Below are 25,920 nucleotides of genomic sequence, written 5' to 3' on the forward strand. Positions count from 1 at the left end.
TCACTGACCCTTATCCGTAGGCTGGTAACCCTGAAGATCTATCGACAAAGGACCGGACTGAGGCACCATGCCCATTTTCTGCGCACGGTCCGGAAGACTCGCCTGCAGGCTGTCAAGCTGCGCCTGATCGTCTTCGACATCCTGGTTGAGCTTGCTGATGTTGGACTGCACCTGGGCCTGTTCGAAGGAATTCTGCACCATCTGGGTACGCAGCGCCAGGGAACCGAGCAATGCCGCGAAAAGAAACACCACGGCGATGATGACATGGACCACCGAAACGGTTCTGATACGGCTGAAAAATCCGGAAGCCACGCTTTCGTTTTTCTTTTTATCCTTGCCGCCGGCGACGACCTGAAGGCGGGGACGGGACGATGCCGCGCGGGTATCGTCGTCACGCCCGGCAGGGGCGACTCGGGAACGTACCGATCTTGCTGTCGCTGAGCTCATCATCCCCTCCTTTTGCTTTGATTGTCTTGGCCATGTTTGTCTTGGTTACTTTTATCTTGTTTGCGTTTGCCCTGACCGCGTCGTTTGTCGCGCGAAAACTCGTCTGGTCCGCCCGAGCCATGTCCCGGGTTTTCCCTCGCATCTTGTGCGAACCTGTTGCGCCAACGCTCCGGGATTTCGCGGGTCAGCTCCACGCCACGCAAACGGACCGGAGCCGAACGCGGATTATGTTCGATTTCGGCTTCATCGGCCTTGATCGCGCCACGCGTGAGTTCCTTGAAGAACGGCTGTGCGTCGGCGGGGACGACCGGCAGATCGGCGGGCGCGTCGACGCTGAGCCCTTGGGCCATGAATGTCTTGACCGTGCGGTCTTCCAACGAATGATAGGATTCGACGACCAAGCGACCGCCGACGGCGAGCCGGTTGGCGATCTGCGGCAGCGTGCGCTTGAGCTTGTCGAGCTCGCCGTTGACTTCGATGCGCAGGGCCTGGAAAACGCGCTTGGCAGGATTGCCTTTGGCGCGATGAGCTTTGGGCACCACGCGGTCGACCAACTCGTCGAGCTGTCGCGAGGTCTTCAGTGGTTCTTTTTCGCGCTGACGCACGATGGCACGCGCAATGGGCTTGGAGAAGCGTTCCTGACCGTACTCGCGGAAAATATGTGTCAGCTCGTCTTCGCTGTATTCTGCGAGAATCTGCGCGGCATCAAGGCTTTGCGTGGTGTCCATACGCATGTCGAGCGGAGCATCGTGGGAATAGGAGAACCCACGGTCGGTCTCGTCGATCTGCAGGCTGGAAAGCCCCAAGTCCATAAAAGCGGCATCGACGCGCTTCAATCCAAGATTCTCAAGAACGTCGCCGAATTCGTCGAACGCCGCATGAACCGGAGTGAAGCGAGACTCGAGCCCTTCTTCCTCCATGCGCTGCGTGGCCATGGAAAGCGCTTCCTCGTCACGGTCGATGCCAATCAGCCGAGCCTGCGGGGCGGCCTTCAAAAATGCCGTCGCGTGACCAGCCAGGCCGAGCGTGCAATCGACCACCACGGCGTCTTGATGCTCAAGTGCGGGCGTGACCAGCCGGACGCACTCGTGAAGCAGGACCGGGGTATGGATGTTGTTGAAATCGCTCATCACCACTCCACCGCCGGCAACACGTCATCGGCTATGTCGGAATAGCCTTCCTCCTGGTCGGCAAGATAGGCATCCCAGGATTCCTTGTTCCAGATCTCAGCTCGGGTGCCGACGCCGATCACCACGATGTCGCTGCCCAAACCGGCGTAGGTACGCAAATTTTGCGGCACCAAAACGCGTCCCTGCTTGTCCGGTTCGCCCTCGACGGCGCCGGAAAGGAAGACACGCAGGTAGCTTCTGGTGGCCTTGTTGCCCATGGAGGCACGCTGGATACGCGCGGCTATACGCCGGAATTCGGTCTGCGGCAGAAGATACACGCATTTTTCCTGCCCGCGGGCCATCACCATGCCCTCACCGAGCTGAGCACGCATCTTGGCCGGGAGCGCCATACGTCCCTTCTGGTCGATTTTCGGGGTGTAGGTGCCGAGCAGAAGAGGCTCCGGCTGCGACGCGGCTGCCATCGGATCGTTGGCCATTGGGGGCGTTTGCATCGGCGAAATGGCGGAATTGGAAGGATTGGAAGGCGCGTTGGCGTTCATAGGAGAAAAGGCGGGTTCGGAGGAATCGGGGAACGGTTCGCCGTTGATGGGGTTTTTATTGCGTCCCGCCATTCCGCCTCCTTTTTTAATATTCGCCAACATTTTGCACAGTCTTACAACTAGTTCACCACTTTACCCCACTTATCACCATTCTTCCCCACAAAAACGCAAAAATCTCAATTTTTCTTCAAAATTTTTTGCATTGCGTCAATTTTTCCGTTTTTTGCGATCCGACAACCATCCGATTTCAGTATTTTGCAATACGAGAAACACCCTTCACTGATCGCTTTTCAGGAAATTGAAGAGTCATTGAACGATTGCTTGGCCGCATATTCAAAAATGTCCAAATACTTGAAGATTTCCGTTCCCCGAAACGGCATTTTCCAAGAGCACAATCACGCTCAAAAAAATAGGGAGCTCGGATTAGGATTATTAATCCGAGTTTTTCAAGCAACAAACGCAACTGGAACTGCCCAGATAAAGGGGAACCTATACATGTCGAGCTACTCCTCGCAAATCGACGAAGAACAGCACGCGGTGAATCGCGCCTACGACCGGCTGGACTCGTTGCGTTCCCAAACCCGCTCGCGTCTCAATACGGTTCGTGCTGCCGGAGCGCACGGCTCCCCCACCATGCGCACCGAACGCGATTCCTTCGCCACGATGTACGAGGACAGGTTGACGCAGCTTCGCGGCGTTGAAGACAGACTCGTCTTCGGACGCATCGACAGCGACAAGGGTGAAAAACGATACATCGGGCGCATGGGGCTTTCCAATGAGCACCACGAGCCGATCCTGACTGATTGGCGCGCCGAGGCGGCACGGCCGTTCTACGAGGCGACACCTTCCCATCATGGCGACATCGTGATGCGCCGGCATATCACTTTGAACTTCCGCAAGGTGGTCGGCATTGAGGACGAAGTGCTCGACGTCAACTCCGGGCAGGTGGGCGAGGCCCAACAGGCGGGAACGCTGACCGGGGAAGGCGCGCTGATCGCCTCGCTCAATTCCAAACGCACCGGCAAGATGACCGATATCGTCGCCACCATCCAAGGCGAGCAGGACCGCATCATCCGCGCGCCGATGGATCGTGCCATCGTGGTGCAAGGAGGGCCCGGAACCGGAAAAACGGCTGTGGCGCTACATCGCGCAGCATATCTCCTCTACACACATCGTCGCCGGCTCGAACGTTCCGGGGTACTGGTGGTAGGGCCGAGTTCCGCTTTTCTGCGTTATATCAATCAGGTGCTGCCTTCGTTGGGCGAGACCGGCGTGGTCTCGCGCACCATCGGCGACCTTGTGCCGGGCTTCGCCGCCCAAAAACTGGATTCTCCTCGCGCCGCACAGCTGAAAGGCGAGGCGCGTATGGCCAATGCCATTGCCAACGCCGTCGCCGCCCGTGAACGCGTTCCCAAGAACCTGCCGACGGTTCGCATCAATGGCATGGACGTGCCCATGCGCAAAAGCGACGTTATGCAAGCACTGGAAGACGCCAAGCGCACCCACTCCCCGCACAACAAGGCGCGGGAAACCTTTGTCCGCAGCGTTTTGAGCGCCATGCGCAACCGGTACGTCGAGAACCTTGATTACACGCCAGAGCAGTCGGAAATCTCCGATGCGGCGATGCAGCTGAAAATGCATGATGAGATTCGAAAGACCCTGAACCTGGCCTGGCTGCCTATGAACGCTCCGTGGCTGATCGACCAGCTCTTTGCCAAGCCGGCGCAGCTGCGTCGTTTCGCCCCATGGCTAACCGAGACCGACATCAAGGCACTGACTCGGCCGAAACACTCACCACTCACCGTCTCAGACATTCCGCTGCTTGACGAAGCCATGGAACTGCTCGGGCCCGACCCGAAGGTCTCCGCGCGTGAAGCCGCCGCCAAAGCCAAACGTGACGAAGAGGAACAGTTTGCGAAGGACACCTTGGCCCAGGCCGGAATCGGTTCAGGCATCGTCACCTCTTCGATGCTGGTCGACAACATCAACGGACTTGACGCCGAAGCCGTGGCGCAGAAGGCCGGTGCCGACCGTGAATGGACCTACGGGCATATCGTCATCGACGAAGCCCAGGAACTCACGGCGATGGACTGGCGGATGCTGATGCGCCGCTGCCCGTCACGCTCGTTCACCATCGTAGGCGACGTGGCACAGACCTCCGCTTTGGGCGGCACCCGCCGCTGGGAGAAGACGATGGATCGTCTCTTCGGGCAGAACGGCTGGGATCTGAAAGAGTTGACGATCAACTATCGCAATCCGCAGGAAGTCTCGCAGCTGGCCACCCGATTCGCGCAAGACGAGGGCCTCTATGTATCGACCACCAAAGGCGTGCGCACGATGGCCGATTCGGTCAAACGTGTGAGCGCTGGGAGCGAAAAGGGTTCCGAGAGCGACCTTTTGCAGACCATCGGCGATGAAGCACTGGACTTGGTGCGGCAGTTCATTTCCGATGACGGCACAGGACGAGTTGCGGTCATCGCACCGGATTGCCTGAACGTTCGAATCCGTAAAGATCTTTACCGACGTCTGACCGCTGTTAAAGGGGAAGCGATCGCCTCGAAACTGATGGGAATCGACAACCAGAACAATGAAACCGACGCGAATCCCGATTTCGAGGAATCATTGAGCGACGCCCCTTTGAGTGTCTGCGACACGCAGATGATCAAAGGTCTGGAATACGACGCGGTGATTCTCGTAGAACCCGGAGAAATCGCACAGGATGCGCCTTCACGCCTTTCCGGTGCCGCCGATCTCTATGTGGCGTTGACCCGTCCGACGCAACGTCTGGTGATCGTTGAAACCGAAAACGACAAGCGCTTGCTCAACATCTGAAAACGTCAAAGATGTGCTTGGCACATTCTCGGGCAGTTCATGCAAATCACCGGCTAAGAATCAGACAAACGCCGCGGGCCACATCCTAAAACATCGGCTTACGGCAATACATTTCTGCAGAAATGATAGAGCCGCTGAAATCACTGCATTTCAGCGGCTCTACCTAAAAAACCTTGTTGCTTCAAAACCTCGTTACCCGAACATGCCCTATTTGCCGGAAGCGGCCTTGTCCCGCTTGAGCTCGTCAATGGCTTTCTGGAAATCGGCCAATCCGTTGAAATTCTGATAGACACTGGCAAAACGCAGGTAGGCGACTTCATCGAGCTCGCGTAAAGGCTTCAGGATGGCTTTGCCGATATCCTCGGACTTCACCTGCGCCAAGCCTTGGCTGCGCAAATCCTCTTCGACCTGCTGCCCCAGCTGCTTCAATGCGTCCTCATCAATCGGTCTGCCCTGGCATGCCTTGCGTACCCCATCGATGACCTTCTGCCGATCGAACGGCTCCAAATTGCCGGAACGCTTGGTGACCAGAAGCATCGTCGTCTCCACCGTGGTGAACCTGCGACCGCACTCAGGGCACTCGCGTCTGCGACGGATGGAATGGCCATCTTCACTAATACGCGTATCGACTACTTTAGTGTCATTATTCTGGCAAAAAGGACAATGCATACTGTCACCATATCCAGAGGCAGGGAGAACCGGTGTGTCGAGATTTCAGCGCGTTTCAACTTCATTATGAGCCGATGAGCACGTCCAGTGCTTTATTCGAATCAGACACGCATAATTCCTCACTCAACCCTGCCCATCGACACCTGCCAAAAAGATAGGCCGATCTTCTGCAGGCTCATGGTTGATATTTTGAAAACGATAATTTTGCGTTGATCGACATCGGCCGCGCGTGTACTCACAACTCTTCCGGCACCACGATCCTCTGGCCCGGCTGCAACTGAGCCGAATCCAATTGGTTCAGGTCCATGATTTCGGCGACCGTGTCCCCCACATTCTTGTTTTCCGGTGTGATCTGCTGGGCATACGACCACAACGTGTCGCCCGGACGAACCGTATAGCTGACGACATTGGCCTCGCCGGTGGCCGAATTGGCGACATGCGGGGCAATCGCTTGCCAGCCGAAGAACACGACAGCGGCCAACGCAAACGCCGCAACAACCCTGTTGCGCGCGATACGACGACGATAGGCAGCGCTACTGCGAACTTTGGAACTACTTGTTTTTTCACTCATCTCTGCACTCCTTCGAACATCTGTACTAACGAACGTTTGTTCTATATTGGCACACATGTTCGAAAAAAGCAAGGCGAAATCGAACATCTGTTTGAAATCCTCAAGAAAATGGGTTATGCTGTAAGTCAAACGCCGAAAGGAACTATCGTGAGCAGCCTTCCACCTATCCACAATCCGCATGGCAACTTCAGCCAGGCCACGCCGAACCAGCAGTTGACGGACCGCCAGCGCAAGGTATTGGAAGCCGTGCGCAGCCACGTTTCACGTTACGGTTTCGCGCCTTCATTCCGCGAGATAGGCGAGGAAGCGGGGCTCAAAAGCCCGTCTTCGGTCAAGCATCAACTTGAGGTCCTTGAAGACAAAGGCTATATCAGAATGAACGCCAATAAAGGCCGGGCCATTGAGTTGGTGGAAACCGAGTCCAATATCGCCGAGAAAAATCGTACCTCCACCGTACTTCCGTTCAGCTCCGACGACGAAACAGACGAGGCCATCGCCCAGTCGCACGATATTCCCTTGGTCGGCCGTATCGCAGCCGGCACACCCATTACGGCAGAGCAGCATGTCGACGATGTGATGAGACTTCCCGAACGCTTGACCGGCAACGGCAACCTGTTCATGCTTGAGGTCCATGGCGATTCGATGATCGACGCGGCGATCTGCGACGGCGATTTCGTGGTGGTGCGCGAACAGGAGACGGCGGAAAACGGCGATATCGTCGCAGCTCTGCTCGACGGTGAGGCAACGGTCAAAACCTTCCAAAAAGACCACGGCCACGTCTGGCTGATGCCGCACAACCCGGCCTATTCCCCCATCGACGGCACTTATGCCAAGGTGATGGGCAAGGTGGTCACCGTCCTGCGCAAGATCTGAACCAATATTCTTCATAAAAATGCCGATATCGCAGTTGAGCTGCATACCGGCATTTTTATTCCAGCAATCCTGTTTCCAGAGACACGCGAACGTCAATGCAATAATCGACACAGATATAGGTTTTGCATTCACAAAACACAGAAAACCGCGGAGTGCCGTCACGAACAAACCGGTTTGCCAAGCACTGTGCCCAAACATCATCAACGCGATTTCAGCGATGAATCTTCTCGCTCTGGGACTGGCTGAAGCCCTGTGGCTCCAGCTGGAAAGTGGTGTGGGGAATCGAAACCGAGAAATGGTCGGTCAAACAGGTGTGCAGTTGGTGGAGAATATCGGCGCCCTGGGCCATTGTCAGCCCCGGTTCCACCACGACGTGAGCGGTGAGAATCGGCATGCCGGTGGCCACCGTGGAGGCATGCACATCGTGGACGTCGATGACGTGGTCGACGCTTTTCATATGCTTGCGCACTTCGTCCAAGTCCAGACCTTCCGGTGTTTCCTCAAGCAGCACCTTGACGGCGTTTTTCATCAATACGAAGGCACGGGGCACGATCAGCAACGCAATCACCGCACCGGCTACGGCATCGAAACCGTGCCAACCGGTGGTCATGATGACGATGGCGGAAACCACGACGGTAAACGAACCAAGCGCGTCGTTCATGGTCTCCAGGAAGGCCGCGCGCATATTCATGTTGTCCTTGTGCTGGCCGGAAAGCACGAAGACGGAAATGATGTTGAATACCAAGCCGAGAATACCAAAGCCCAGCAGCATGCCGACGCTTTGCACCTCGTCACCGGAAACGCCGGCCAGACGCAAAACCGCCTCAACCAACGCGTAGACGCCGACGGCCATCAGAATCAGCGCGCCAAGACCTGCGGTGATCGGCTCAAGTCTGGCCCAGCCCCAAGTCCGCTCTTTATCAGGCTTTCTGCGCATCAGCACAGCCGTAATGGTGGAGGCGGTCAAAACCGCGACATCCGTAAGCATGTGAGCACAATCGACCAGAAGCGCCAGAGAGCCTGTGATAATAGCGCCGACAACCTCGACCACGAAAATCGTCAGGGTGAGCGCCAGCGTCACCATCAGCCTGCTCTGATGTTCCTTCGCTTTGCCTTGCCCGTTTGCGGATCGCGTTTCCTTCGCCGTTTGCGTATCCTTCCGCGTTTCCGCGTCCTGCCCCAGCGATGCCATATTTTCTCCCTGTCCAAACCGTCGGTGTCAACGAAGCCGGAAACCTACATTCCCTTCGGTCCTCGCCGGTTTGGCGTAAATCTGCTTTTCGAATGCCAAATACATCTCGTTACTGGTGACACTATACGCGTCAAAATCTAAGCTTCAGTTGGGTTTTACGGCTCAGAGCCGAAGAACAAGCAGGTCGCACAATATTGTGCATTTCACTTTTCTTTGACACTAAAACCGACAATCTTTTTCATTGTCAGAAAGATAGTTGACATCCCGATAAATTGTCATACTAAAACGACGATGCCGCCACTGCTTCGAGGAAAGCAGCGACGGCATGCACGCACCATGCATCAGTCAATCATCATTCTTTGCCAACAGATAACCAAGGATTCAATCTCCAAAATCCGAAGGCATCAGACAGACCGAGTGAGCGGACGGACGATGACAAACAATGACCGATAAAACGCCAACCAATAATCAGAAACCGAACTTGGCGACGTTCTCCTTGAGCGTTTCGGCCGAGCGGCGCAGCTGGGCGAGCTCATGGTCGGAAAGCGGAGTGTTGATGTGGGAGTTGACGCCGGAACGGTTGACCAGGGTAGGCACGGACATGCAGATGTCGGAGATGCCATGGAAGTCCTGCAAAAGCGAGGAGACCGGCAGCACGCGGTTGGAATCGTTCAGGACGGCATCGATGATGTCGACGCCGGACATGGCGATGGCGAAGTTCGTGGCCCCTTTGCCGTTGATGATGCGGTAGGCGGCGTTCTTAACTTCCTGATGAATCTCCTCGCGCTTGGCGTCATCGAGCGGCTCGTGGCCGGGCAGTGCCTTCCAGTTGCACATGGTGACCCCGCCGATGGTGGCCGAAGCCCACAGCGGCACTTCGGAATCGCCGTGCTCGCCGGCGATGTAGGCGTGCACATTCTTGACGTTGACGCCGGTCTGCTGGCCGATGAGGAAACGCAGGCGGGCCGTGTCGAGGTTGGTGCCGGAACCGAAGATCTGATTGGCGGGCAGGCCGGAGAGCTTCAGCATCACGTAGGTGACGATGTCGACCGGGTTGGTGATGAGCATGTAGATGGCGTTCGGGGCGACCTTGATGACCCCGGGAACGATGGACTTCATCATGTTGACGGTCGCATTGGCGAGGTCAAGCCTCGACTGGCCCGGCTTCTGGCGCGCACCTGCGGTGATGACCACCATATCGGCGTCACGGCAGATCTCCACGTCATCGCTGCCGGCGATCGAAACGGAAGGATAGAAGCTGGAGCCGTGCTGCATATCGAGCACTTCGGCCTCGACACGCTCCTTGTTGATGTCTTCGAGCACGATGTCGCGGGCGACGCCGCGCTGGGCGGCGGCGAAGGCGAGTGTGGAGCCGACGGCCCCGGCTCCGATGATGGCAAGCTTAGTTGGTTTAATCGAATTGGACATATGATTGAACCCTTTCAAAATGAGTGCTTTCAAGAGGAGGGAAAATCGACTGGGTATTGGCGTCCATTCGTTCGAACCTCTTTCACACAACCATGCGAACATGCCGGAACGCAGCCATACAGCAGCGCCCTGCATCTCGTCATTGTAATTGCCGCAAACCTTGACCGGCACAGCTTGAGAACGAACCAATCGAACGCTCCCGGTACCGGAAGTCACCGCCCTGCCGAAGTTTGTTCGGCATCAAAACGGAATCTGTGGCTTGCTTTATTTTAACAGACGGCATACATAAAATTTGAAATGCGTCACACTACTTGATTTAACCAATTTGATGCATTAACGACGGGCTTCGTTCGCTTGCAAACCGGCCAAAGCGCTAGTCGATTGCCTGATCCATGACTTGTGCGGCCAAACGAGAATCGACATCGGCCTGCAACGCCACGCCGTCGGCCTGATATTCCTCCTTCTCCACCTTGCCATACTCGCGCACGCGGGAAAGCAGGGAGCCTGCCTCGTCGGTGTACGGCAGCAACGCCTCGACATGGACCTGCGGCACGGGCAAGGCCTTTTCAACAGTCTTGCGCAAGTCATCCAAACCGCTTTCGTCGGCGGCGGAGACGATCAGCGCGTCGGGACGGATGTTGTGCAGACGGTCGAGCGTGCCCTGATCGACCTGGTCGGCCTTGTTGAAGGCGAGGATATGCGGGATATCGGTTGCGCCGTCGATGCCGGCAAGCACATCGTTGACCGCCTCGATCTGCGCGAACGGGTCGGTGGTGGAAGCATCGACGACATGCAGGATGACGTCGGCCTCGCCGATTTCCTCAAGTGTGGACTTGAAGGCCTCGACCAGCTGTGTGGGCAAGCGGCGCACGAAACCGACCGTATCGACGTAAGCATAAAGACGTCCGTCGGAGGCTTTGGCGCGACGCACCGCAGTATCGAGAGTTGCGAAAAGCGCATTGCCGACCAACTCGCCGGAATTGGTCAGACGGTTGACCAGCGATGACTTGCCTGCGTTGGTATAGCCGACTACGGCAACGGTGGGCAGGCCATAGCGATGTCGCGAGCCGCGCTTGACCGCACGGGCCGGAGCCATGGCACGGATTTGCTTCTTGAGGCGGGCGATGCGGGTGCGGATGACTCGACGGTCCATTTCGATCTGTGTCTCGCCGGGACCACGGGAACCGATGCCGCCGTTGACGCCTGCCGCCTGGCCGCCAGCCTGACGGGAAAGCGAACCACCCCAACCACGTAGCCTCGGGAGCATGTATTCCAGCTGCGCGAGCTCCACCTGTGCCTTGCCTTCGCGGCTGGTGGCGTGCTGGGCGAAAATGTCAAGAATGACGGCGGTGCGGTCGACCACCTTGACCTTGGTGGCGTCCTCAAGCGCACGACGTTGGCTAGGAGCCAGGTCGCCGTCGACGATGATGGTGTCGGCCTCGCACTGCGCCACGATTCCGGCGATTTCCTTGGCCTTGCCCCGGCCGACGTAAGTGGCTGCGTCAGGCTTCAAACGATGCTGCAAGACGCCGTCGCAGACCACGGCACCAGCGGTGTGCGCGAGCGCCGCCAGTTCTCGCAGCGATTCCTCGGCCTGCTCGATGGTGGTGTCGACGTTCGACCACACCCCCACCAACACGACGCGCTCAAGCCGGACCTTGCGGTATTCGACGTCCGTCTCATCCTGCATCTCGCCCAAACCGGTGACATGCTTGAGCTCATTGCGCGACTCGCGCTCGCTCCATTCCTCGGCCCCCGGGACGCGCCCATCGCTGTTCTCCTGCAAGATGTCGGACTTGCGCCCCAGCACCTCGTTCTGCCGCTCCTGTTCGCCACGCTCTGCTTGAGCGCCCTTACGCCCGTCGTCAGTAACCAATAAGCCAACCTTTCAAGTTCGATTATTCATCTTTTCTCAAGCATATTCGGTGAGGTGAACTCGTTTCACTGTTCCGATATACAACTATTATTGAAAACCTGTTATCGGAACACGGCCAAAGCCGGAACACTCGGGGACATTGCGGGGCGAAATGAACGAAAAAACGGAACAAAATCAAAAAAAGACCGACACCAATCACGATAAGAACGAACAGTATTTTTCCGCTGAACCTACTTCCCGGGACGTACGGCGGAATCTGCACGTTTCACTGCGCGGGCACGATGTGGACGTCGAGGTTTCCAACGGGGTGTTTTCGGCGCATCGGCTGGATTTGGGGACCTCCGTTTTGCTGCGGCACGCGCCACAAGCGCCGGAAAGCGGGACGTTTCTCGACATCGGCTGCGGATGGGGTCCGATTGCGCTGGCACTTGGAATGGAGTCGCCCAAAGCTGATATCTGGGCGCTTGACGTCAATGAACGTGCACTGGAACTGACGAAAACCAACGCCGAAAAACTTGGGCTTGGCGAGCGGATACATGCAGTAAAGGCAACAGAGATACCAACAGATTTGACCTTTGACTTGATTTGGTCGAACCCGCCGATCCGCGTGGGCAAAGACGAGTTGCACGCGTTGCTTATGGCCTGGCTTCCCCGACTTAACACGAACGGATACGCCTATCTCGTCGTGCAGAAAAACCTCGGCAGCGACTCCCTGATCAAGTGGCTATCAGCCGAGCTCGGAAATGATTTTTCCGTGACCAAATACGCAAGTTCCAAAGGCTACCGCGTCATCGAGGTACACCGGTTAAGCGAAGAAAACGCAAGGTAAATCGCGCAATATAACAAAGAATCAAGAAGCCTCAACCAATAACTGCGATCGATAAAGCGTCGGGCGTAGGATCGGACGTAAAATCAACAAAAATATGTATGACGTTCGATAAAATTTACGTAATCAACACGTCTGATAATTTACCGCACAATTACCGAGATAGCCAAGATTTTCACGGTTTGCCGGGGTTGTGCGTACTATTAGAGAGCTTATGAAATACCATTATCCTTCTGACTTGCCTGTCAGTGCGGCGCACGACGAGATCCAGCGCGCTGTGCGGGATTCGCAGGTCGTCATCGTCTCCGGACAGACCGGTTCGGGCAAGACCACCCAGATTCCGAAAATGCTTCTGGAAATGGGACGCGGCACCCACGGCCATCAGATCGTGCACACCCAGCCACGCCGCTTGGCGGCACGCACCGTGGCCGAACGTATCTGCGACGAAATGGGCGTCAAACTTGGCGAGGAAATCGGCTATCAGGTGCGTTTCACCGACGAAAGCTCACCGAAAACCAGATTGCGTATTGTCACCGACGGTATTCTGCTTGCCCAGATCCAGCACGACCCGCGACTTTCGCGCTATGACACGATCATCATCGACGAGGCACACGAACGCAGCCTCAACATCGACTTTTTGCTCGGCTACCTGACCGCGCTGTTACCGAAACGCCGCGATCTGAAGCTCATCATCACCTCGGCCACCATCGACTCGGTGAAGTTCAAGGAGCATTTCGAGGACGCCCTGCATACCAAGGTGCCCGTCATCGAGGTTTCCGGACGCACGTATCCGGTGCAGATCGTCTACGAGCCACTGGGAGGAATGCCCGCGCTGATGCGGCATGTGCCGGGCTTTGCCGACGGGTCACTGCCCGACGAGAACGGCGAGATTCCGGGAGCTGGCGATAGCAACAGCAACGGGGGTAACAGTTATGGCAACACCGGCAGCGAGGATATGCCACGCGCGGTGGCGCGCGCCTGCGCCGAGCTGGTCATCCATTCATCGCACGACCGCGAGCCACGCGATATCCTCGTCTTCGCTTCCGGCGAGCGCGACATCCACGAATACGAAGATGCCATCCGCCATCACTTCGGCCCCCGTACCGCCGATATGCGCCGCCCGGACGCGCTGGAAATCGTGCCGCTCTACGCCCGTCTCTCCTCCAAAGAGCAGCACCGCGTCTTCGAACATCATTCCCGCCAGCGCATCGTCATCGCCACCAACGTGGCCGAAACCTCGCTGACCGTGCCAGGCATCCGCTACGTGGTCGACCCCGGTGAGGCCCGTATTTCGCGCTATTCCAAATCCGCCAAAGTTCAGCGCCTGCCCATTGAGGCCATCAGCCAGGCGAGCGCCGACCAGCGAAGCGGCCGTTGCGGGCGTATCGCCGACGGCATCGCTATCCGCCTTTATTCCAAGGACGACTACGAGTCCCGTCCGCGCTTCACTGAACCGGAAATCCTGCGCACCTCGCTGGGCGCTGTTGTATTACATATGCTTTCGGTTGGCGTGGCCCGCACAGCCGATGACGTCACCCATTTCGGCTTCATCGACCCGCCCGACACCCGTTCCGTTTCCGACGGCTTCAACGAACTGACCGAGCTCAAGGCCATCGCACGCAAACACGGCGAAGTACGCCTGACCCACACCGGCCGACAGCTTTCGCGCATTCCCATCGATATCAGGCTGGGCCGCATGATCCTCGAGGCCGCACAAAAAGCCACACCCAATACACTCGCCGCAGTGCTGGTAATCGTCGCCTTCCTCAGCCTGCAGGACCCGCGCGAACGGCCCGACGAAATCCGTGCCGAAGCCGACCGTGTCCACAACCGTTACGCCGATGAGACCAGCGATTTTCTGACCGCGCTCAATATGTGGGACCATATCTTCGGCCCAGAAGAAGGCAGCGACGGCAACCACACCGGCAACGCCAAGCTGCGCAAGATCTGCAAGTCCGAATATTTCAGTTTCATTCGCCTGCGACAATGGCGAGACTTGGTCTCCCAGCTGCGGCAGATGTGCCGGCAGATGCATTTCAAGGTGGGTAAGCCCGCCCCGATTTCGCGTCCGGCACCGGAAATCCTCATGCTGCCCATCAACCAGCAGGCGGCGCATTCCCTCTGCTGCTCGTGGGATGCGCAGGGCATCCACTCCTCCATGCTCGCCGGCCTGCTTTCGATGATGGGCATGCAGGTGGTGCGCGAACCCAAGGCCTCGGACTTCTCCGGCCTCAAGGGCGCCGCCAAGGCACGTGCCATGAAACGTGCGGCCAAGCAGTCCAAGAACGAGTATCAGGGGGCTCGCGGGACTCGTTTCGCCCTCTTCCCCGCTTCGTCGGTGGCCAAGTCGACCCCGCCGTGGGTGATGTCGACCGACCTGACTGAAACCTCGCGCCTCTGGGCACGCTATTCCGCCGCCATCGACCCGGCCTGGGCCGAACCGCTGGCCGGAAGCCTGACCCGCGTCACCTATGCCGAGCCGCATTGGTCGGGTTCGCGAGGCAGCGCCATCGCCAGCTCGAAGGTACTGCTCTATGGCCTACCAATCGTGCAAGACCGGCCGGTGCAATGGGGCCGTATCAACCCTCCCGAAGCCCGCGATTTTCTGATTCGTCAAGGATTGGTCGAAGGTGATATACAGCAGCGCTTCTCCTACGACGATTTCGTCGAGGCCAACCGCGACATCCTGCAGGACGCGGTAGATGACACCAACCGTACCCGCCAGATCTCCGATTCGGTCAGTGACGAAGACCTGTTCGACTTCTACAACGCCGTCATTCCCCAGGACGTCACCAGCGTCGCCGACCTTGGCAAGTGGGTCAAGTCCATCCACGATGCCCAGCCACATCTGCTCGATTTCGACCCGGACAAGGTCGAGCGTCTCCAGTCGCACGAATCCGTGGATTTGCGCGACTACCCCGACCAATGGCACACGCTCGGAACCGACGGCACCCCCATCGACCTGCGCCTGAGCTATATCTACAATCCCAGCGACCCGGCCGACGGCGTGACAGTACACATACCTATCAAAGCGTTGTCTCGCCTGACGCCCGAGCAGTTTACCTGGAACGTACCGGGGCTTCTGGACGAGCTCATTCTGGGCTATATCAAGTCGCTGCCGAAATCGCTGCGCGTCCAATTCGTGCCCGCACCCGACACGGCCCGCACCATCCGTGCCGCCATCGACGAGCGCTACCCCGATCTGCCCGGTTCGGGAACGGAGGACAAACCGAACCTGCCACCGGCCGACGAAGCAACCGGAACCTCCCATTGGCCCGACTTTGCGCACGCCTTCACCTACGCGGCCATCACCAGCGTCAACGCCACCATCCACCCTGAGGACTTCAACAGCAACCAGCTCGACAAGCTTTCGCCGTATCTGCGCGTCACATTCAGCGTCGAGGAACCATTACCGCCAGCACCTGGCAAGGGCCGGCATGGCGGCAAACGTAACGGCAAAGGCGGCCATAACCATATCAATGCTGCTAATATCAATGAGGCAACGACTTCCGAGAATAAGAATGTCGACAATTCAGGCAATACCGCCGGCACTCCGACGATTATCGACGACGCAACATTCCGCGCCCAACGGCATGGCAAAGCGCAACGGTACCGAGTAATCGGTACCGGCAAGTCGCTCGTGGAGTTGCAACGCAAGTTCGCCCGTCAGGCGCAGGCCAGTGCCCGCAAAACCGTCGAACGGCAGGCCAGCAAGGCCAAGTCGCGGGGCTTGGTGGTTGCGCAGGCGAACCTTCTGAACAAGGCTGGCGCCACTACGGCTTCCCGCGCCGAAATGCTCTGGCAAGCCGCCTACGAGAAGCTCAAACTTCCCGAAGACCGTATCTCGTCGCGGTGGCTGGGCAGTGAGGCGCTGATGCTGGCCAGCGCACCTTACAAGTCCACGAAACTGCTTGTCGATGACCTTGAGCTTGCGGCCGTCAAGCGCCTGCTCCCCCATATCGACAAGCTCACCGACGATACCGCGCTGGCGGAGGCCGTAAGTGGAGTGACCGAAACTTTCGAGGACACGGTCTATGCCGTGACCCACGACGTCATCGCCATGCTCAAACGCTACGCCGCCGTCGATTCCGCGGTAGGAGGCAAAGCTGACCTCACCATGCTGGCGGTGCTGCAATCGGTGCGCGAGCATATCGCGACCCTTGTCTACCCAGGCTTCATCGGCAAGACCCCGCCCAAAGCGTTGCCGAATATCGAACGCTACCTGCACGCCGATTTGATGCGCTTGGAAAAGGCCAAGGCCGACAAGAATCGCGACGTGCGCTGGGCCTGGGAAGCCGACGAGGCCAAGGACTTGGTAACGAGAGCCCAAGAAAAGCTCAAAGCCGAACCCGCCGGTCCCCGCCGCGAAGCATTCGGCAAGCAAGTGGAACAGGCCCGCTGGATGCTCGAAGAGTTCTACGTCTCGCTCTGGGCGCAGGAGCTGGGCACCAAATCCCCCGCCAGCCTCAAGCGCATTCGCAAACTGCTCTCATAATCGCCTCGACTCATCGTTGCCGAATTGTCCCAACGATGTTTCCGGTGGCTCGTGCTTCTTGGACACACAAGCCACCGGAAATTCAAGGTTTTTCTCGATTGTCTTAATTCACCTCTTCCCGTCCAATCACGACGATTTCGTAGATGGCAAATCACCATTGCATGATGCAACAATTTGCACAACTTGACTTTTCTGCCGGTAAACTTTCATGGGTGGACGATACCATGGCTTACGTGACGTTATCTTCCAAGTCCCGCAGTGGCTCCCACCCTGTCAGCAAATTCATCGCGACCAGCAAACGCAAATGGCACAAGGCCGGCGTGCCCGCAAAGGTGGGTGCGGTGCTCGGCGGTATCGTCGCGGTGATCTGCGTGATGGCGCTGGTGATGGGGCTCGTTCGCACGGTCCAGTGGCATATCGAGGTCACCAATGCGCAGAAACATCAGGAAGAACTCGTCCAGAAATACGATTTCGACCCTGGCAACATCATCTCCGACGCGCAGTTCTTCAACGCCGATGCCATGAGCCAGGCCGAAGTGCAGGCCTTCATCATCAAGCACGGACCGAACTGCACCTCCGCCAACTGCCTGCCCGTTAAGACTTTCGATACAACAGACATCGCCGCCAACAGCCTCTGCAAGGCTTACAAAGGCGCCAAGGGCGAGTCCGCGAGTGCCATCATCTATAAGTCCTCACAGGCCTGCGGCGTCAGCGAAAAAGTGCTCCTGACCGTAATGCAAAAAGAGCAGCATCTCATAGGCTCCGCCAACCCCACCGACTTCCAGTACAAGGCCGCCATGGGCCTGAGCTGTCCGGACGATGCCGACTGCGACCCGCAATATGCAGGCTTCTTCAATCAGGTCTATGGTTCGGCAAAACGGTTCAAGTACTATCAGGCCCACGAAGACAAGTACGGCTACCACGTCGGCACACTCAACTACGTGCAGTACCACCCGAACAAAAGCTGCGGCGGCACCCAAGTCTACATCCGCAACCAAGCCACGGCCTTACTCTACGTCTACACGCCCTACCAGCCCAACACGGCTGCGCTGGCCGCGGGCTTCAATGAGGGCGATTCCTGCTCGAGCTACGGCAACCGCAACTTTGCCCTGATCTACAACAACTGGTTCGGCGACCCGCGCAAGTAAGACAGTCTGCCGAAATCCGCTGCCGCCATTTCAAGCATCAATAAGCAGCTGAGCACTACTCAGCGGTTTCAAAATGTCATACTGGCACCCTACCGAACCAAACCGTCTATGAGTGCCTAAGTAGGCTATTTATGGAGGATTCTGTCATTCCGAACTTCTGCAGGAACCAGTCCACACGATGGAACTACTTGATATAGCGACGCAGCAGACTGGTGACGACCACTGCCAGGAGCGCGAAAACGGCACCGAACGGGCCGAGCCAGGTCAGGCCGAGCGCGCTGTTGGCCAAGCCGCCGACAGCTGACCCCAAGGCAATGCCGATGTTGAACGACATCGATTCCAGCGACGAAGCCAGATTGAGGCAGCCGGGGTGCGAGGATTCCGCCACGTCCATATAAAGCACCTGCGAGGATGCGTTTTGCAGGTACATCAGCATGCCGAGGGCGATGAGCAGCGGCACGCCAAGCCAGGGTAGGAAATGCACGAGCGGCAACGCGCAAAGGCAGACCAGCTGGGTAAGGTAAATGGGCCGGATACGCGCCAACGGTTCGACACCCCGGCCACGATCCGCCAACTTGCCGCCGTAAAGGTTGCTCCAGAGACTGGCCAAGCCGAAGACGACCAGGCCGGCGCTCAGATACTGTTGCGGCAGATGGATTTCGTCACGCATGATAGGCGTCAGATAGGTATAAAAAACATAACTGGCGGCGGCACCGCAAAGAACGGCAGCGATGCCCAGATCGATACGCGGGTCGAAGAAAAGCTTGAACTGGGCGAGGAAACCGATGCGGTGAACTTGGCCACCACTATGAGGCAGCACCGCAATCATCAAAATCATCAGCACCACGCTCAGGGTGACAATCAGCCAGAACGTCCAACGCCAGCCGCACACGCCAGCAAGCCACGTTCCCACCGGCACGCCTGCCACGGAAGCCAGCGAAAATCCGGAGAACACCCAAGCGATGAATTTCGTGCGATGCTGCGGGTCGGTGACTTCGCCGGAATAGGTCATCGACATCGCCACCAACGTGCCCGAAACCACTGCAATGACCATGCGGGCCACCACCAGAAACGCGAAATTCGGGGCGATTGCGCACAGGACGTTGCCAAGAATAAAGACGACCACAAGCGCCATATGAGTGGGAAAGCGCGGGAAACGGCCGCTTAGGGCCGAACCGATGGGAGTGGCCGGCGCGTAGACGAAGGCGAATATCGAAACCAGATTGCCGACGGCGACTTCCGAGACGGAAAGCCCTTTCGCGATATCAGGCAAAATGCCGACGACGATGAATTCGCTCATCCCGAGCATGAAACTCATGGCCACCAACGTGAAAACGGGCAGGTTCCAAAAGCAATGTTTCGCAGGTTGATCCGCCGCGAATTGAGCGCCCTTGGACTGGGAATCAACGGGTTGCGAGTCACCGGACTGAGCATTTCCGTTTATCGCTTTGCCATTGTGACGCTGCGCTGCCTGTCCCATCATTTTGCCTTTGCTGTTCTTCTGACCTTATTCGATCGTGCTTTTCGACTACCCCGTTTCAGCACGTTCATCATGAAATAATACGGACAGGAGGTGTCAAAAGCAGAGCCAACACGCCCGAATTGCACGGGCCAAGTCAACAAGTGCATCTGATGAAAAGCGCATCAATCCGATGGATCCCAGTCGAAGCCGGCAGTATGGAATTGCTGCCGCACATCAATCGAATCCGCACACCAAGCAAATGAAACCTCCATAAACAAGCCGTTGGACAACACCCAGCGGTCCAAAATGGAGAAAACCACCAATACCGCCATTTTCACGCCACTCAGCAGCACTCAGCGGCGTATTCATGACGAATTCATCATTTACCGCCACATCCATGCCATTCACCCACACCCAGTGGCCAGAAAATGCCGGAAACCCATGTCAGAGCTTCGGCAGGAACTTCTCCAGCTCGTAGCGGGTGACCTGGCGACGGTAATCGTCCCACTCCTGACGCTTGTTGCGCAGGAAGTATTCGAAGACATGCTCACCCAAAACGCCGGCGACGAAGTCGGATTTCTCCATCACCTTCAGCGCCTCGTCGAGGTTTTCCGGCAACGGTTCGATGCCCATGGCCTTGCGCTCCGCATCGGTCAGATCCCAGACCGCGTCGCTGGTCGGCTCGCACAACGTCATCTTCTGCTCGATGCCATCGAGGCCGCTGGCCAAAAGCACCGAAAACGCAAGATACGGGTTCGCGACCGGGTCGAGCGCACGGTATTCCATACGTGCCGAATTGCCCTTGCCCGGCTTGTACTGCGGGATGCGCAGCAGCGCGGAACGGTTGTTGTGGCCCCAGCAGACGTAGCTCGGGGCCTCGTTGCCGCCCCACAAGCGCTTGTAGGAGTTGACGTACTGGTTGGTGATCGCGCTGATTTCGCGGGCATGATAAAGAATACCGGCGGCGAACTGGCGGGCGATCAACGACATGTTGAATTCCTGCCCGGCCTCATAGAAGGCATTCGAATCCCCTTCGAAAAGGCTCAGGTGGGTGTGCATGCCGCTGCCGGGCTGGTCGGTCAGAGGCTTGGGCATGAAGCTGGCGTGGATGCCGCGTTCCAGCGAAATCTCCTTGACCACGGTACGGAAGGTCATGATGTTGTCGCTGGTCGCCATCGCGTCGGCGTAACGCAGATCGATCTCGTTCTGGCCTGGGCCGACCTCATGGTGCGAGTATTCGACGGAAATGCCCATCTGCTCAAGCATGTTGACGGCGGCGCGGCGGAAATCCATTCCCGGGCTGCGCGGCACGTGGTCGAAGTAGGTGCCGTAATCGACAGGCGTAGGCGGCTCGCCCCAATCGTCCTGCTGCTCGAAGAGATAGAACTCAATCTCGGGGTGGACGTAGAAGGTGAAACCCTTCTCCTTGGCCTTTTGAAGCTCCTGCTCCAAAACGTGGCGCGGGTCGCCGAGCGACGGTTCGCCGTCAGGGGTCAGGATGTTGCAAAACATGCGGGCGGTGCCTTGCGGGCCGTCACGCCAAGGCAACAGCTGGAAAGTGGAAGGATCCGGCCTGACGATCATGTCGTCTTCGGAGACGCGGGTCATGCCCTCGATCGCCGAACCATCGAAGCCGAGACCTTCCTCAAAGGCATCCTCAAGTTCTGCAGGCGCGATGGCTACGGACTTCAACGTTCCCAGCACGTCGGTGAACCACAAACGAATAAATCGCACATCGCGTTCCTCGACGGTACGCAAGGCGAATTCTTGCTGTTTATCCATAACCCTATGGTCTCACGGCATTATTACATTCCAGTTAAAAATTGGGATTGCGCCAAGCTGATGTAAATTACAAGTCGGCAAATAGGTTTTTCGAATTGGCGGAATTACGTCGTTCTCGATTTGCTATTTGCCGACTTGTGATTTCCCTGCGAACTCAGCGACGTTCCCAAGCCTGTTCAATCTCGTCGAAACGCAAGGCCGTGGTATTGGCTACCAGCAGCTTGGCATGGCCAAGCTCCTGCGGACTGCCGACGCCTACCGAAAACGCTCCGGCGGCGTTGATGGCGGTGATGCCCGCGACGGAATCCTCCAAGCCCACGCAATCGTTGGGATCGACGCCGATTTCAGCAGCCGCTTCCAGAAAAATATCGGGAGCTGGCTTGCCGGCGGCCACCTTGCTCGGATCGGCAATCGCGTCAAACGTATCAGAAAGTCCAAGCTTCTCAAGGATAAACGGGCCGTTCATGCTCGCCGAGGCCAGCGAAAGCTTCACGCCATGCCGTTTCATCTGCGCAATCAATTCAGGAATTCCCGGCAGGATATCGGCCGAAGTCAGCCCAGAAAGCAGCCCGCGATAAGCCTCGTTCTTTTCCGCGGCGAGCGCGTCGAACTCGCCCTGCGGAACGGTGACATCGAGATAGTTCAGGATCACCTTGAGAGAGTCGACGCGGCTGACGCCCTTGGTCTTTTCCTCCAGCTCGTCGGGAAGCTCGCGGTCGAAATGGTCCTTGACCAGCTTGTGCCAGGCCTGAAAATGGTAAACAGCGGTATCGGCGATCACGCCGTCCAAATCAAAAAGTGCACCTTTCATCGGCTTTCCTCATTTCTCTTCGCTCCTGCAATGCTTACGTTCATTAAAGCATCATATCCATCCCGAAAATATTTGCATTGCCTATTGCTATTGTATTGCGATAAGAGGATTTCCAAGTACAACTAACCCGTCTTGAAAATCTATATTACGTAATGGCTTGCCGACTGGATTAAACCCCTTACCTAGAAATCCACTTTGTAAATCGAATCTGCAAAGCTGCGCTGTCTGGCGAAGCCAAGACTACTCCCGTCCAACAACCGCGAGCGCTTCCTTAAGCGTGAAGGCATGGGCGTAAAGCGACTTGCCGAGAATCGCCGCATCGACGCCGACGCTTTCGAGCTTCGCAACGGCGCGGATATCATCGAGGCTGGAAATACCGCCGGAAGCGGTGACGTGGGCCGGGGTGCGTTCGGCGACCTCGCGCAGCAACGTAAGGTTCGGCCCGTCCATCATGCCGTCGTGGGCGACGTCGGTGACCACGTAACGCCGGCAGCCGGCCTTATCGAGCGCGGCCATGGTTTCGAAGAGGTCGCCGCCCTTGCTGGTCCAGCCACGGCCGGCCAAGGTGTGGCCTTTGACGTCCAGGCTGATGGCCACTTTGTCGCCGTACTTTTTGATGATTTTGGCGGTCCACTCCGGGTTTTCCAACGCTGCGGTGCCGATGTTGACACGCGCGGCACCGGCCTCGAACACCGCTTCGAGACTGGCATCGTCGCGAATGCCTCCGCTCATTTCGATTTGGACCTTGTCACCAAGTTTTTCGCCGATCTCGCGCAGCTTCGCGCGGTTGTCGCCGGTGCCGAACGCGGCGTCGAGATCCACCAAATGAATCCAAGTCGCACCCTCGTCGAACCATGTCTGCGCCGCCTCGTACGGACTGCCGTAATCGGTTTCGGACCCGGATTTGCCTTGACGCAAACGCACTGCCTTGCCGCCTCGGACGTCAACAGCCGGAAGCAATGTCAGCATGTCTTCTCCTTTGAATTGAAACGCTAATTTCTGAATCATCAATCAATACGTAATACATATTGTCAAAACTCTGTTAAAACCAACTGCCGCGCTTATCCGCAACGCTGCCATGTCGGAAAATCAGGATTCCGCAATGTCTTAAGCCTACAGCGTCGCCGCCCAGTTCTTGAGCAGCTGCGCGCCAGCCTCCCCGGATTTCTCGGGATGGAACTGGGTGGCCGAAAGCGGGCCGCGCTCGTAGGACGCCACGAAATGGCTGCGTCCGTAATCGCAGAATCCCACCTTTTGCGTTTTCACCTCATCGATGGAGGACTGCGCATGGCCCTGATACCCGCCTGTTCCGGGAGCTGCATTATTCGCCGTCATTACAGGGTTTTCGGGAATGGAAGCGGTCATTGCGGCATACGAATGCACGAAATAGAATCGTTGGTCTTCAAGCCCATGCAAAATCACGGAACCGTCGGGAGCGCTGATCGTGTCCCAGCCCATGTGCGGCACCACGTCGGCGTCAAGAAGATCCACGCTTCCGTCGATCACGCCGAGACCCTTTGCCGCCTCGCCGCCTTCCGTGCCCTGCGAAAACATGATCTGCAGGCCAACACACACGCCGAGCACCGGCCGTCCCGCCTTCAGACGTTCGAGAATGATCTGATCGCCGCCCACGGCCTTGAGGCCGTCCATACATGCCGCGAACGCTCCGACGCCGGGCACCACCAGCCCATCGGCTTCAAGTGCTTGACGGCGGTTACTGGTCAGCGTCGGCTCAAGCCCGATATGGGCGAGCGCACGCATCATCGAGCGCACGTTGCCGAAACCATAATCGAACACCACCACTGCGGTCATTGCCTGTTCCCCATTTCCCTCGATTTTGCCTCTTCGTTTGTTTCGTAGGTTTGTTGTGTGAACCTGTTCCCTACGTTTGTCTGGATAATCTAAGTATCGTCTGGATTCGCGCAACCTATCGAAATCATTCACCATACGATATGGAATCATCCAAAAAGTGCTTTACTGGCACAATTCCGCTCGCAAAATTTTCTTCAAGAAAATGCATACGATATCCCAAAGGAATAATTCAGGGGAATACGGCAAACACAAACTTGCGTTTCGTCTTGCCGCCTTCACGCCGAAATCACCAAACCGCTTTTGAACGAACCGCCGCTTACTGAATGCTGGGTTTGCCACGCCCGCGCGAGCGCGTATGGTCCGCAATCACGCCGAAGGCCTTCTTGCGGTCGAAATCAGCGGTTGCCACCACATGCATGCCTTGCTCCTTGAGCTCGGCGACATCGGTAATGCCAAGCATCAGGTCTTCAACGCAGCGAGGTGTGGTGGTGAAAAGCACGGGCGGAGCGAACTGCTGGCCCGGCTCACCGGCCATGTAGAGCGTGGAAACGAGCTTGTCGGCACGATTGACCGAAAGCACGGCCGGCATGCCATTGACCACGCTCGTGAGATCTTTTGCGGCACCTTCCGGAGCGTCGCCATCGAGATTGTGCAGAATCGCCACGGCCCCGTTTTCATCGGCCAAGCAATCGGCCGAAATATCCGCGATCTGGCAGAAAGCTGCAAGCAAATCCGCCGAAATCAGCCTGGTGATCAGCATAGCCACCTTGGCACGGTTGCCGATAAGCCCTTCGAGTTCCTCGTCGAAGTCCATCTGATCAAGTTCATCGGTAATTTTGCGATCGGAGAGTTCGGAGGCGTCGCCCGCGCCGTTTATACCGGAATTTGCGTTCGGCTGCTGGCTGACATCGCCGCCTGAGATATTGCCGGCTGTGCCCTCACCAAAAGCCTTGCCACCTACGCCGGAATCGTTGGAACCATCGGAGGCCTTATCGTCCGAATTCTTGCCGTCCGTATCGTCCGCGAATTCCTTTTCGAAATCTGCCAGCGCTTCCTCAAGCTCTTCGTCGCTGAACAGTCCGCCGTTCTCGCTACTTGAATCGTCGGAACCATTGGACCCACTCATATTACCTGAGCCGTTGCCTTTACCGAAACCATTGAGATTGTTGGCATTATTGGCATTATTGGCATTGTCGAACCCATTGGTGTTGTCACCACCACTAAAATTTTTGAAATCGTCGTTTTGTTCATCATCATCGCGACGTTCACTCATCACAGCGCTCCCTTCGTGCTGGGAATGATGCCGGCGATACGTGGGTCGGGTTCGACGGCGAAACGCAAGGCACGTGCCAATGCCTTGAACTCGGCTTCGGCGATATGATGCGGGTCGCGGCCGGCGAGCACCGTCATATGCAGGCAGAGGTCAGCGTGGAAGGCGATGGATTCCATGACGTGACGGACCAGCGAACCGGTGAAATGCCCGCCGATCATGGCGTATTCGAAGCCTGCCGGCTCGCCGGTGCATACGGCATACGGCCGGCCGGAAATGTCGACCACGGCACGGGCAAGCGCCTCGTCAAGCGGCACGGTGGCGTCGGCGAACCGGCGGATGCCGCGCTTGTCGCCCAGCGCCTGCTTCAGCGCCTCGCCGAAGACAATGGCGGTGTCTTCCACGGTGTGGTGCACGTCAATGTCGGTGTCACCGCTCGCGCGAATTTTGAGGTCGATCAGCGAATGCTTGCCGAGCGCGGTCATCATGTGGTTGTAGAAGGGCACCGTCGTCTCGATGTCGGTTTTGCCGGTGCCGTCGAGATTCAGGCTCAGCTCGACCTTGGACTCGCTGGTCTCGCGCACTATTGTCGCCGTTCTTGCCATACCCGCTCCTTTATCCCTGTTCATATACATTTCAAGACTTCTACCATCATAATTCATCGCGAAGTCAAGCGAAAATTTCCCATATGTATCACAGATTTCATATGGGAAATGAATTCTTTATGACATGAATCAGGGTTCGTGCGTATTGTCAG

The 25,920-nt window shown here is 57.3% G+C and carries 21 protein-coding genes; 5 read left to right on the top strand and 16 right to left on the bottom strand.

Features of this window, described 5'->3' with window-relative positions; translation table 11 throughout:
- The 3 genes from OZX67_RS06915 to mraZ are packed head-to-tail and all read right to left on the bottom strand — an operon-like array spanning position 1 to position 2,068.
- The gene (locus tag OZX67_RS06915; RefSeq protein ID WP_277145002.1) at positions 1-447 is read right to left on the bottom strand and encodes a hypothetical protein; all 447 of its coding nucleotides are present in this window, start codon (positions 445-447) and stop codon (positions 1-3) included.
- Positions 447-1,577, bottom strand: a complete 1,131-nt coding sequence (gene rsmH / locus OZX67_RS06920) for a 16S rRNA (cytosine(1402)-N(4))-methyltransferase RsmH (protein ID WP_277141993.1) — start codon at positions 1,575-1,577, stop codon at positions 447-449. Before rsmH ends, OZX67_RS06915 begins: the two co-directional genes overlap by 1 nt.
- Positions 1,577-2,068, bottom strand: a complete 492-nt coding sequence (gene mraZ / locus OZX67_RS06925; RefSeq protein ID WP_277145005.1) for a division/cell wall cluster transcriptional repressor MraZ — start codon at positions 2,066-2,068, stop codon at positions 1,577-1,579. Before mraZ ends, rsmH begins: the two co-directional genes overlap by 1 nt.
- 543 nt (positions 2,069-2,611) lie before the next feature.
- Here mraZ and OZX67_RS06930 point away from each other — a divergent pair.
- Complete coding sequence (locus OZX67_RS06930; protein ID WP_277141995.1) at positions 2,612-4,948, top strand: AAA family ATPase; 2,337 nt, start codon at positions 2,612-2,614, stop codon at positions 4,946-4,948.
- A 207-nt stretch (positions 4,949-5,155) separates the two neighbouring features.
- Here OZX67_RS06930 and nrdR read toward each other — a convergent pair whose 3' ends face one another.
- Both nrdR and OZX67_RS06940 read right to left on the bottom strand, forming a co-directional pair.
- Positions 5,156-5,617, bottom strand: a complete 462-nt coding sequence (gene nrdR / locus OZX67_RS06935; protein WP_277141997.1) for a transcriptional regulator NrdR — start codon at positions 5,615-5,617, stop codon at positions 5,156-5,158.
- A 235-nt stretch (positions 5,618-5,852) separates the two neighbouring features.
- Positions 5,853-6,188, bottom strand: coding sequence for a LysM peptidoglycan-binding domain-containing protein (locus OZX67_RS06940; RefSeq protein WP_277141999.1), 336 nt, complete (start codon positions 6,186-6,188; stop codon positions 5,853-5,855).
- A gap of 108 nt (positions 6,189-6,296) precedes the next feature.
- Between OZX67_RS06940 and lexA the strand changes: the two genes are divergently transcribed.
- Positions 6,297-7,061 carry a transcriptional repressor LexA gene (lexA, locus tag OZX67_RS06945; RefSeq protein ID WP_277142001.1) on the top strand — a complete coding sequence of 255 codons (765 nt, stop codon included), beginning with the start codon at positions 6,297-6,299 and terminating at the stop codon, positions 7,059-7,061.
- A 211-nt stretch (positions 7,062-7,272) separates the two neighbouring features.
- Here the strand turns inward: lexA and OZX67_RS06950 are convergent, their stop codons facing one another.
- The 3 genes from OZX67_RS06950 to hflX all read right to left on the bottom strand — a co-directional run bounded on the left by OZX67_RS06950 (position 7,273) and on the right by hflX (position 11,491).
- Positions 7,273-8,145 carry a cation diffusion facilitator family transporter gene (locus OZX67_RS06950; RefSeq protein ID WP_277145007.1) on the bottom strand — a complete coding sequence of 291 codons (873 nt, stop codon included), beginning with the start codon at positions 8,143-8,145 and terminating at the stop codon, positions 7,273-7,275.
- Positions 8,146-8,721: 576 nt separating this feature from the next.
- The gene (locus OZX67_RS06955) at positions 8,722-9,681 is read right to left on the bottom strand and encodes an L-lactate dehydrogenase (RefSeq protein WP_277142003.1); all 960 of its coding nucleotides are present in this window, start codon (positions 9,679-9,681) and stop codon (positions 8,722-8,724) included.
- Positions 9,682-10,054: 373 nt separating this feature from the next.
- Positions 10,055-11,491, bottom strand: coding sequence for a GTPase HflX (gene hflX / locus OZX67_RS06960; protein WP_277145008.1), 1,437 nt, complete (start codon positions 11,489-11,491; stop codon positions 10,055-10,057).
- A gap of 217 nt (positions 11,492-11,708) precedes the next feature.
- Between hflX and OZX67_RS06965 the strand changes: the two genes are divergently transcribed.
- The 3 genes from OZX67_RS06965 to OZX67_RS06975 all read left to right on the top strand — a co-directional run bounded on the left by OZX67_RS06965 (position 11,709) and on the right by OZX67_RS06975 (position 18,026).
- Positions 11,709-12,386 (top strand): methyltransferase, encoded by a 678-nt coding sequence (locus OZX67_RS06965; protein WP_277145010.1) that lies wholly within the window; start codon positions 11,709-11,711, stop codon positions 12,384-12,386.
- Between the two features lie 211 nt (positions 12,387-12,597).
- Positions 12,598-16,878, top strand: coding sequence for a DUF3418 domain-containing protein (locus OZX67_RS06970; RefSeq protein WP_277142005.1), 4,281 nt, complete (start codon positions 12,598-12,600; stop codon positions 16,876-16,878).
- A 374-nt stretch (positions 16,879-17,252) separates the two neighbouring features.
- Positions 17,253-18,026, top strand: a complete 774-nt coding sequence (locus tag OZX67_RS06975) for a hemagglutinin (protein ID WP_277145012.1) — start codon at positions 17,253-17,255, stop codon at positions 18,024-18,026.
- Positions 18,027-18,210: 184 nt separating this feature from the next.
- Here the strand turns inward: OZX67_RS06975 and OZX67_RS06980 are convergent, their stop codons facing one another.
- From OZX67_RS06980 to hisB, 8 genes are all read right to left on the bottom strand, one after another.
- Positions 18,211-19,344, bottom strand: coding sequence for an MFS transporter (locus OZX67_RS06980; RefSeq protein ID WP_277145015.1), 1,134 nt, complete (start codon positions 19,342-19,344; stop codon positions 18,211-18,213).
- A 378-nt stretch (positions 19,345-19,722) separates the two neighbouring features.
- A complete protein-coding gene (locus OZX67_RS06985) occupies positions 19,723-19,887 on the bottom strand; it encodes a hypothetical protein (protein WP_277142008.1) in 165 nt (54 codons plus the stop codon).
- 45 nt (positions 19,888-19,932) lie between these two features.
- Positions 19,933-21,270 (bottom strand): glutamine synthetase family protein, encoded by a 1,338-nt coding sequence (locus OZX67_RS06990; RefSeq protein WP_277142009.1) that lies wholly within the window; start codon positions 21,268-21,270, stop codon positions 19,933-19,935.
- Positions 21,271-21,424: 154 nt separating this feature from the next.
- Positions 21,425-22,081, bottom strand: a complete 657-nt coding sequence (gene pgmB / locus OZX67_RS06995; protein ID WP_277142011.1) for a beta-phosphoglucomutase — start codon at positions 22,079-22,081, stop codon at positions 21,425-21,427.
- Positions 22,082-22,321: 240 nt separating this feature from the next.
- Positions 22,322-23,050 (bottom strand): bifunctional 1-(5-phosphoribosyl)-5-((5-phosphoribosylamino)methylideneamino)imidazole-4-carboxamide isomerase/phosphoribosylanthranilate isomerase PriA, encoded by a 729-nt coding sequence (priA, locus tag OZX67_RS07000; RefSeq protein WP_277142013.1) that lies wholly within the window; start codon positions 23,048-23,050, stop codon positions 22,322-22,324.
- 144 nt (positions 23,051-23,194) lie between these two features.
- Positions 23,195-23,893, bottom strand: a complete 699-nt coding sequence (hisH, locus tag OZX67_RS07005) for an imidazole glycerol phosphate synthase subunit HisH (protein ID WP_277142014.1) — start codon at positions 23,891-23,893, stop codon at positions 23,195-23,197.
- Positions 23,894-24,209: 316 nt separating this feature from the next.
- On the bottom strand, positions 24,210-25,019 hold the full coding sequence (locus OZX67_RS07010; protein WP_277145017.1) for a hypothetical protein: 810 nt from the start codon (positions 25,017-25,019) through the stop codon (positions 24,210-24,212).
- Positions 25,020-25,165: 146 nt separating this feature from the next.
- On the bottom strand, positions 25,166-25,768 hold the full coding sequence (hisB, locus tag OZX67_RS07015; protein WP_277142016.1) for an imidazoleglycerol-phosphate dehydratase HisB: 603 nt from the start codon (positions 25,766-25,768) through the stop codon (positions 25,166-25,168).
- Positions 25,769-25,920: the final 152 nt, after the last annotated feature.

This window comes from Bifidobacterium sp. ESL0728, assembly GCF_029392015.1.
Taxonomy (GTDB): Bacteria; Actinomycetota; Actinomycetes; order Actinomycetales; family Bifidobacteriaceae; genus Bifidobacterium.

Coding starts and splice junctions, on each gene's coding strand:
- OZX67_RS06940 (WP_277141999.1), bottom strand. CDS start 6,188: ATGAGTGAAAAAACAAGTAGTTCCAAAGTTCGCAGTAGCGCTGCCTAT.
- OZX67_RS06930 (WP_277141995.1), top strand. CDS start 2,612: ATGTCGAGCTACTCCTCGCAAATCGACGAAGAACAGCACGCGGTGAAT.
- pgmB (WP_277142011.1), bottom strand. CDS start 22,081: ATGAAAGGTGCACTTTTTGATTTGGACGGCGTGATCGCCGATACCGCT.
- hisB (WP_277142016.1), bottom strand. CDS start 25,768: ATGGCAAGAACGGCGACAATAGTGCGCGAGACCAGCGAGTCCAAGGTC.
- OZX67_RS06950 (WP_277145007.1), bottom strand. CDS start 8,145: ATGGTGACGCTGGCGCTCACCCTGACGATTTTCGTGGTCGAGGTTGTC.
- OZX67_RS06915 (WP_277145002.1), bottom strand. CDS start 447: ATGAGCTCAGCGACAGCAAGATCGGTACGTTCCCGAGTCGCCCCTGCC.
- hisH (WP_277142014.1), bottom strand. CDS start 23,893: ATGACCGCAGTGGTGGTGTTCGATTATGGTTTCGGCAACGTGCGCTCG.
- OZX67_RS06965 (WP_277145010.1), top strand. CDS start 11,709: ATGAACGAAAAAACGGAACAAAATCAAAAAAAGACCGACACCAATCAC.
- mraZ (WP_277145005.1), bottom strand. CDS start 2,068: ATGCAAACGCCCCCAATGGCCAACGATCCGATGGCAGCCGCGTCGCAG.
- OZX67_RS06970 (WP_277142005.1), top strand. CDS start 12,598: ATGAAATACCATTATCCTTCTGACTTGCCTGTCAGTGCGGCGCACGAC.
- priA (WP_277142013.1), bottom strand. CDS start 23,050: ATGCTGACATTGCTTCCGGCTGTTGACGTCCGAGGCGGCAAGGCAGTG.
- OZX67_RS06955 (WP_277142003.1), bottom strand. CDS start 9,681: ATGTCCAATTCGATTAAACCAACTAAGCTTGCCATCATCGGAGCCGGG.
- nrdR (WP_277141997.1), bottom strand. CDS start 5,617: ATGCATTGTCCTTTTTGCCAGAATAATGACACTAAAGTAGTCGATACG.
- OZX67_RS07010 (WP_277145017.1), bottom strand. CDS start 25,019: ATGAGTGGGTCCAATGGTTCCGACGATTCAAGTAGCGAGAACGGCGGA.
- OZX67_RS06980 (WP_277145015.1), bottom strand. CDS start 19,344: ATGAGTTTCATGCTCGGGATGAGCGAATTCATCGTCGTCGGCATTTTG.
- OZX67_RS06985 (WP_277142008.1), bottom strand. CDS start 19,887: ATGGATGTGGCGGTAAATGATGAATTCGTCATGAATACGCCGCTGAGT.
- rsmH (WP_277141993.1), bottom strand. CDS start 1,577: ATGAGCGATTTCAACAACATCCATACCCCGGTCCTGCTTCACGAGTGC.
- OZX67_RS06975 (WP_277145012.1), top strand. CDS start 17,253: ATGGCGCTGGTGATGGGGCTCGTTCGCACGGTCCAGTGGCATATCGAG.
- lexA (WP_277142001.1), top strand. CDS start 6,297: ATGGGTTATGCTGTAAGTCAAACGCCGAAAGGAACTATCGTGAGCAGC.
- OZX67_RS06990 (WP_277142009.1), bottom strand. CDS start 21,270: ATGGATAAACAGCAAGAATTCGCCTTGCGTACCGTCGAGGAACGCGAT.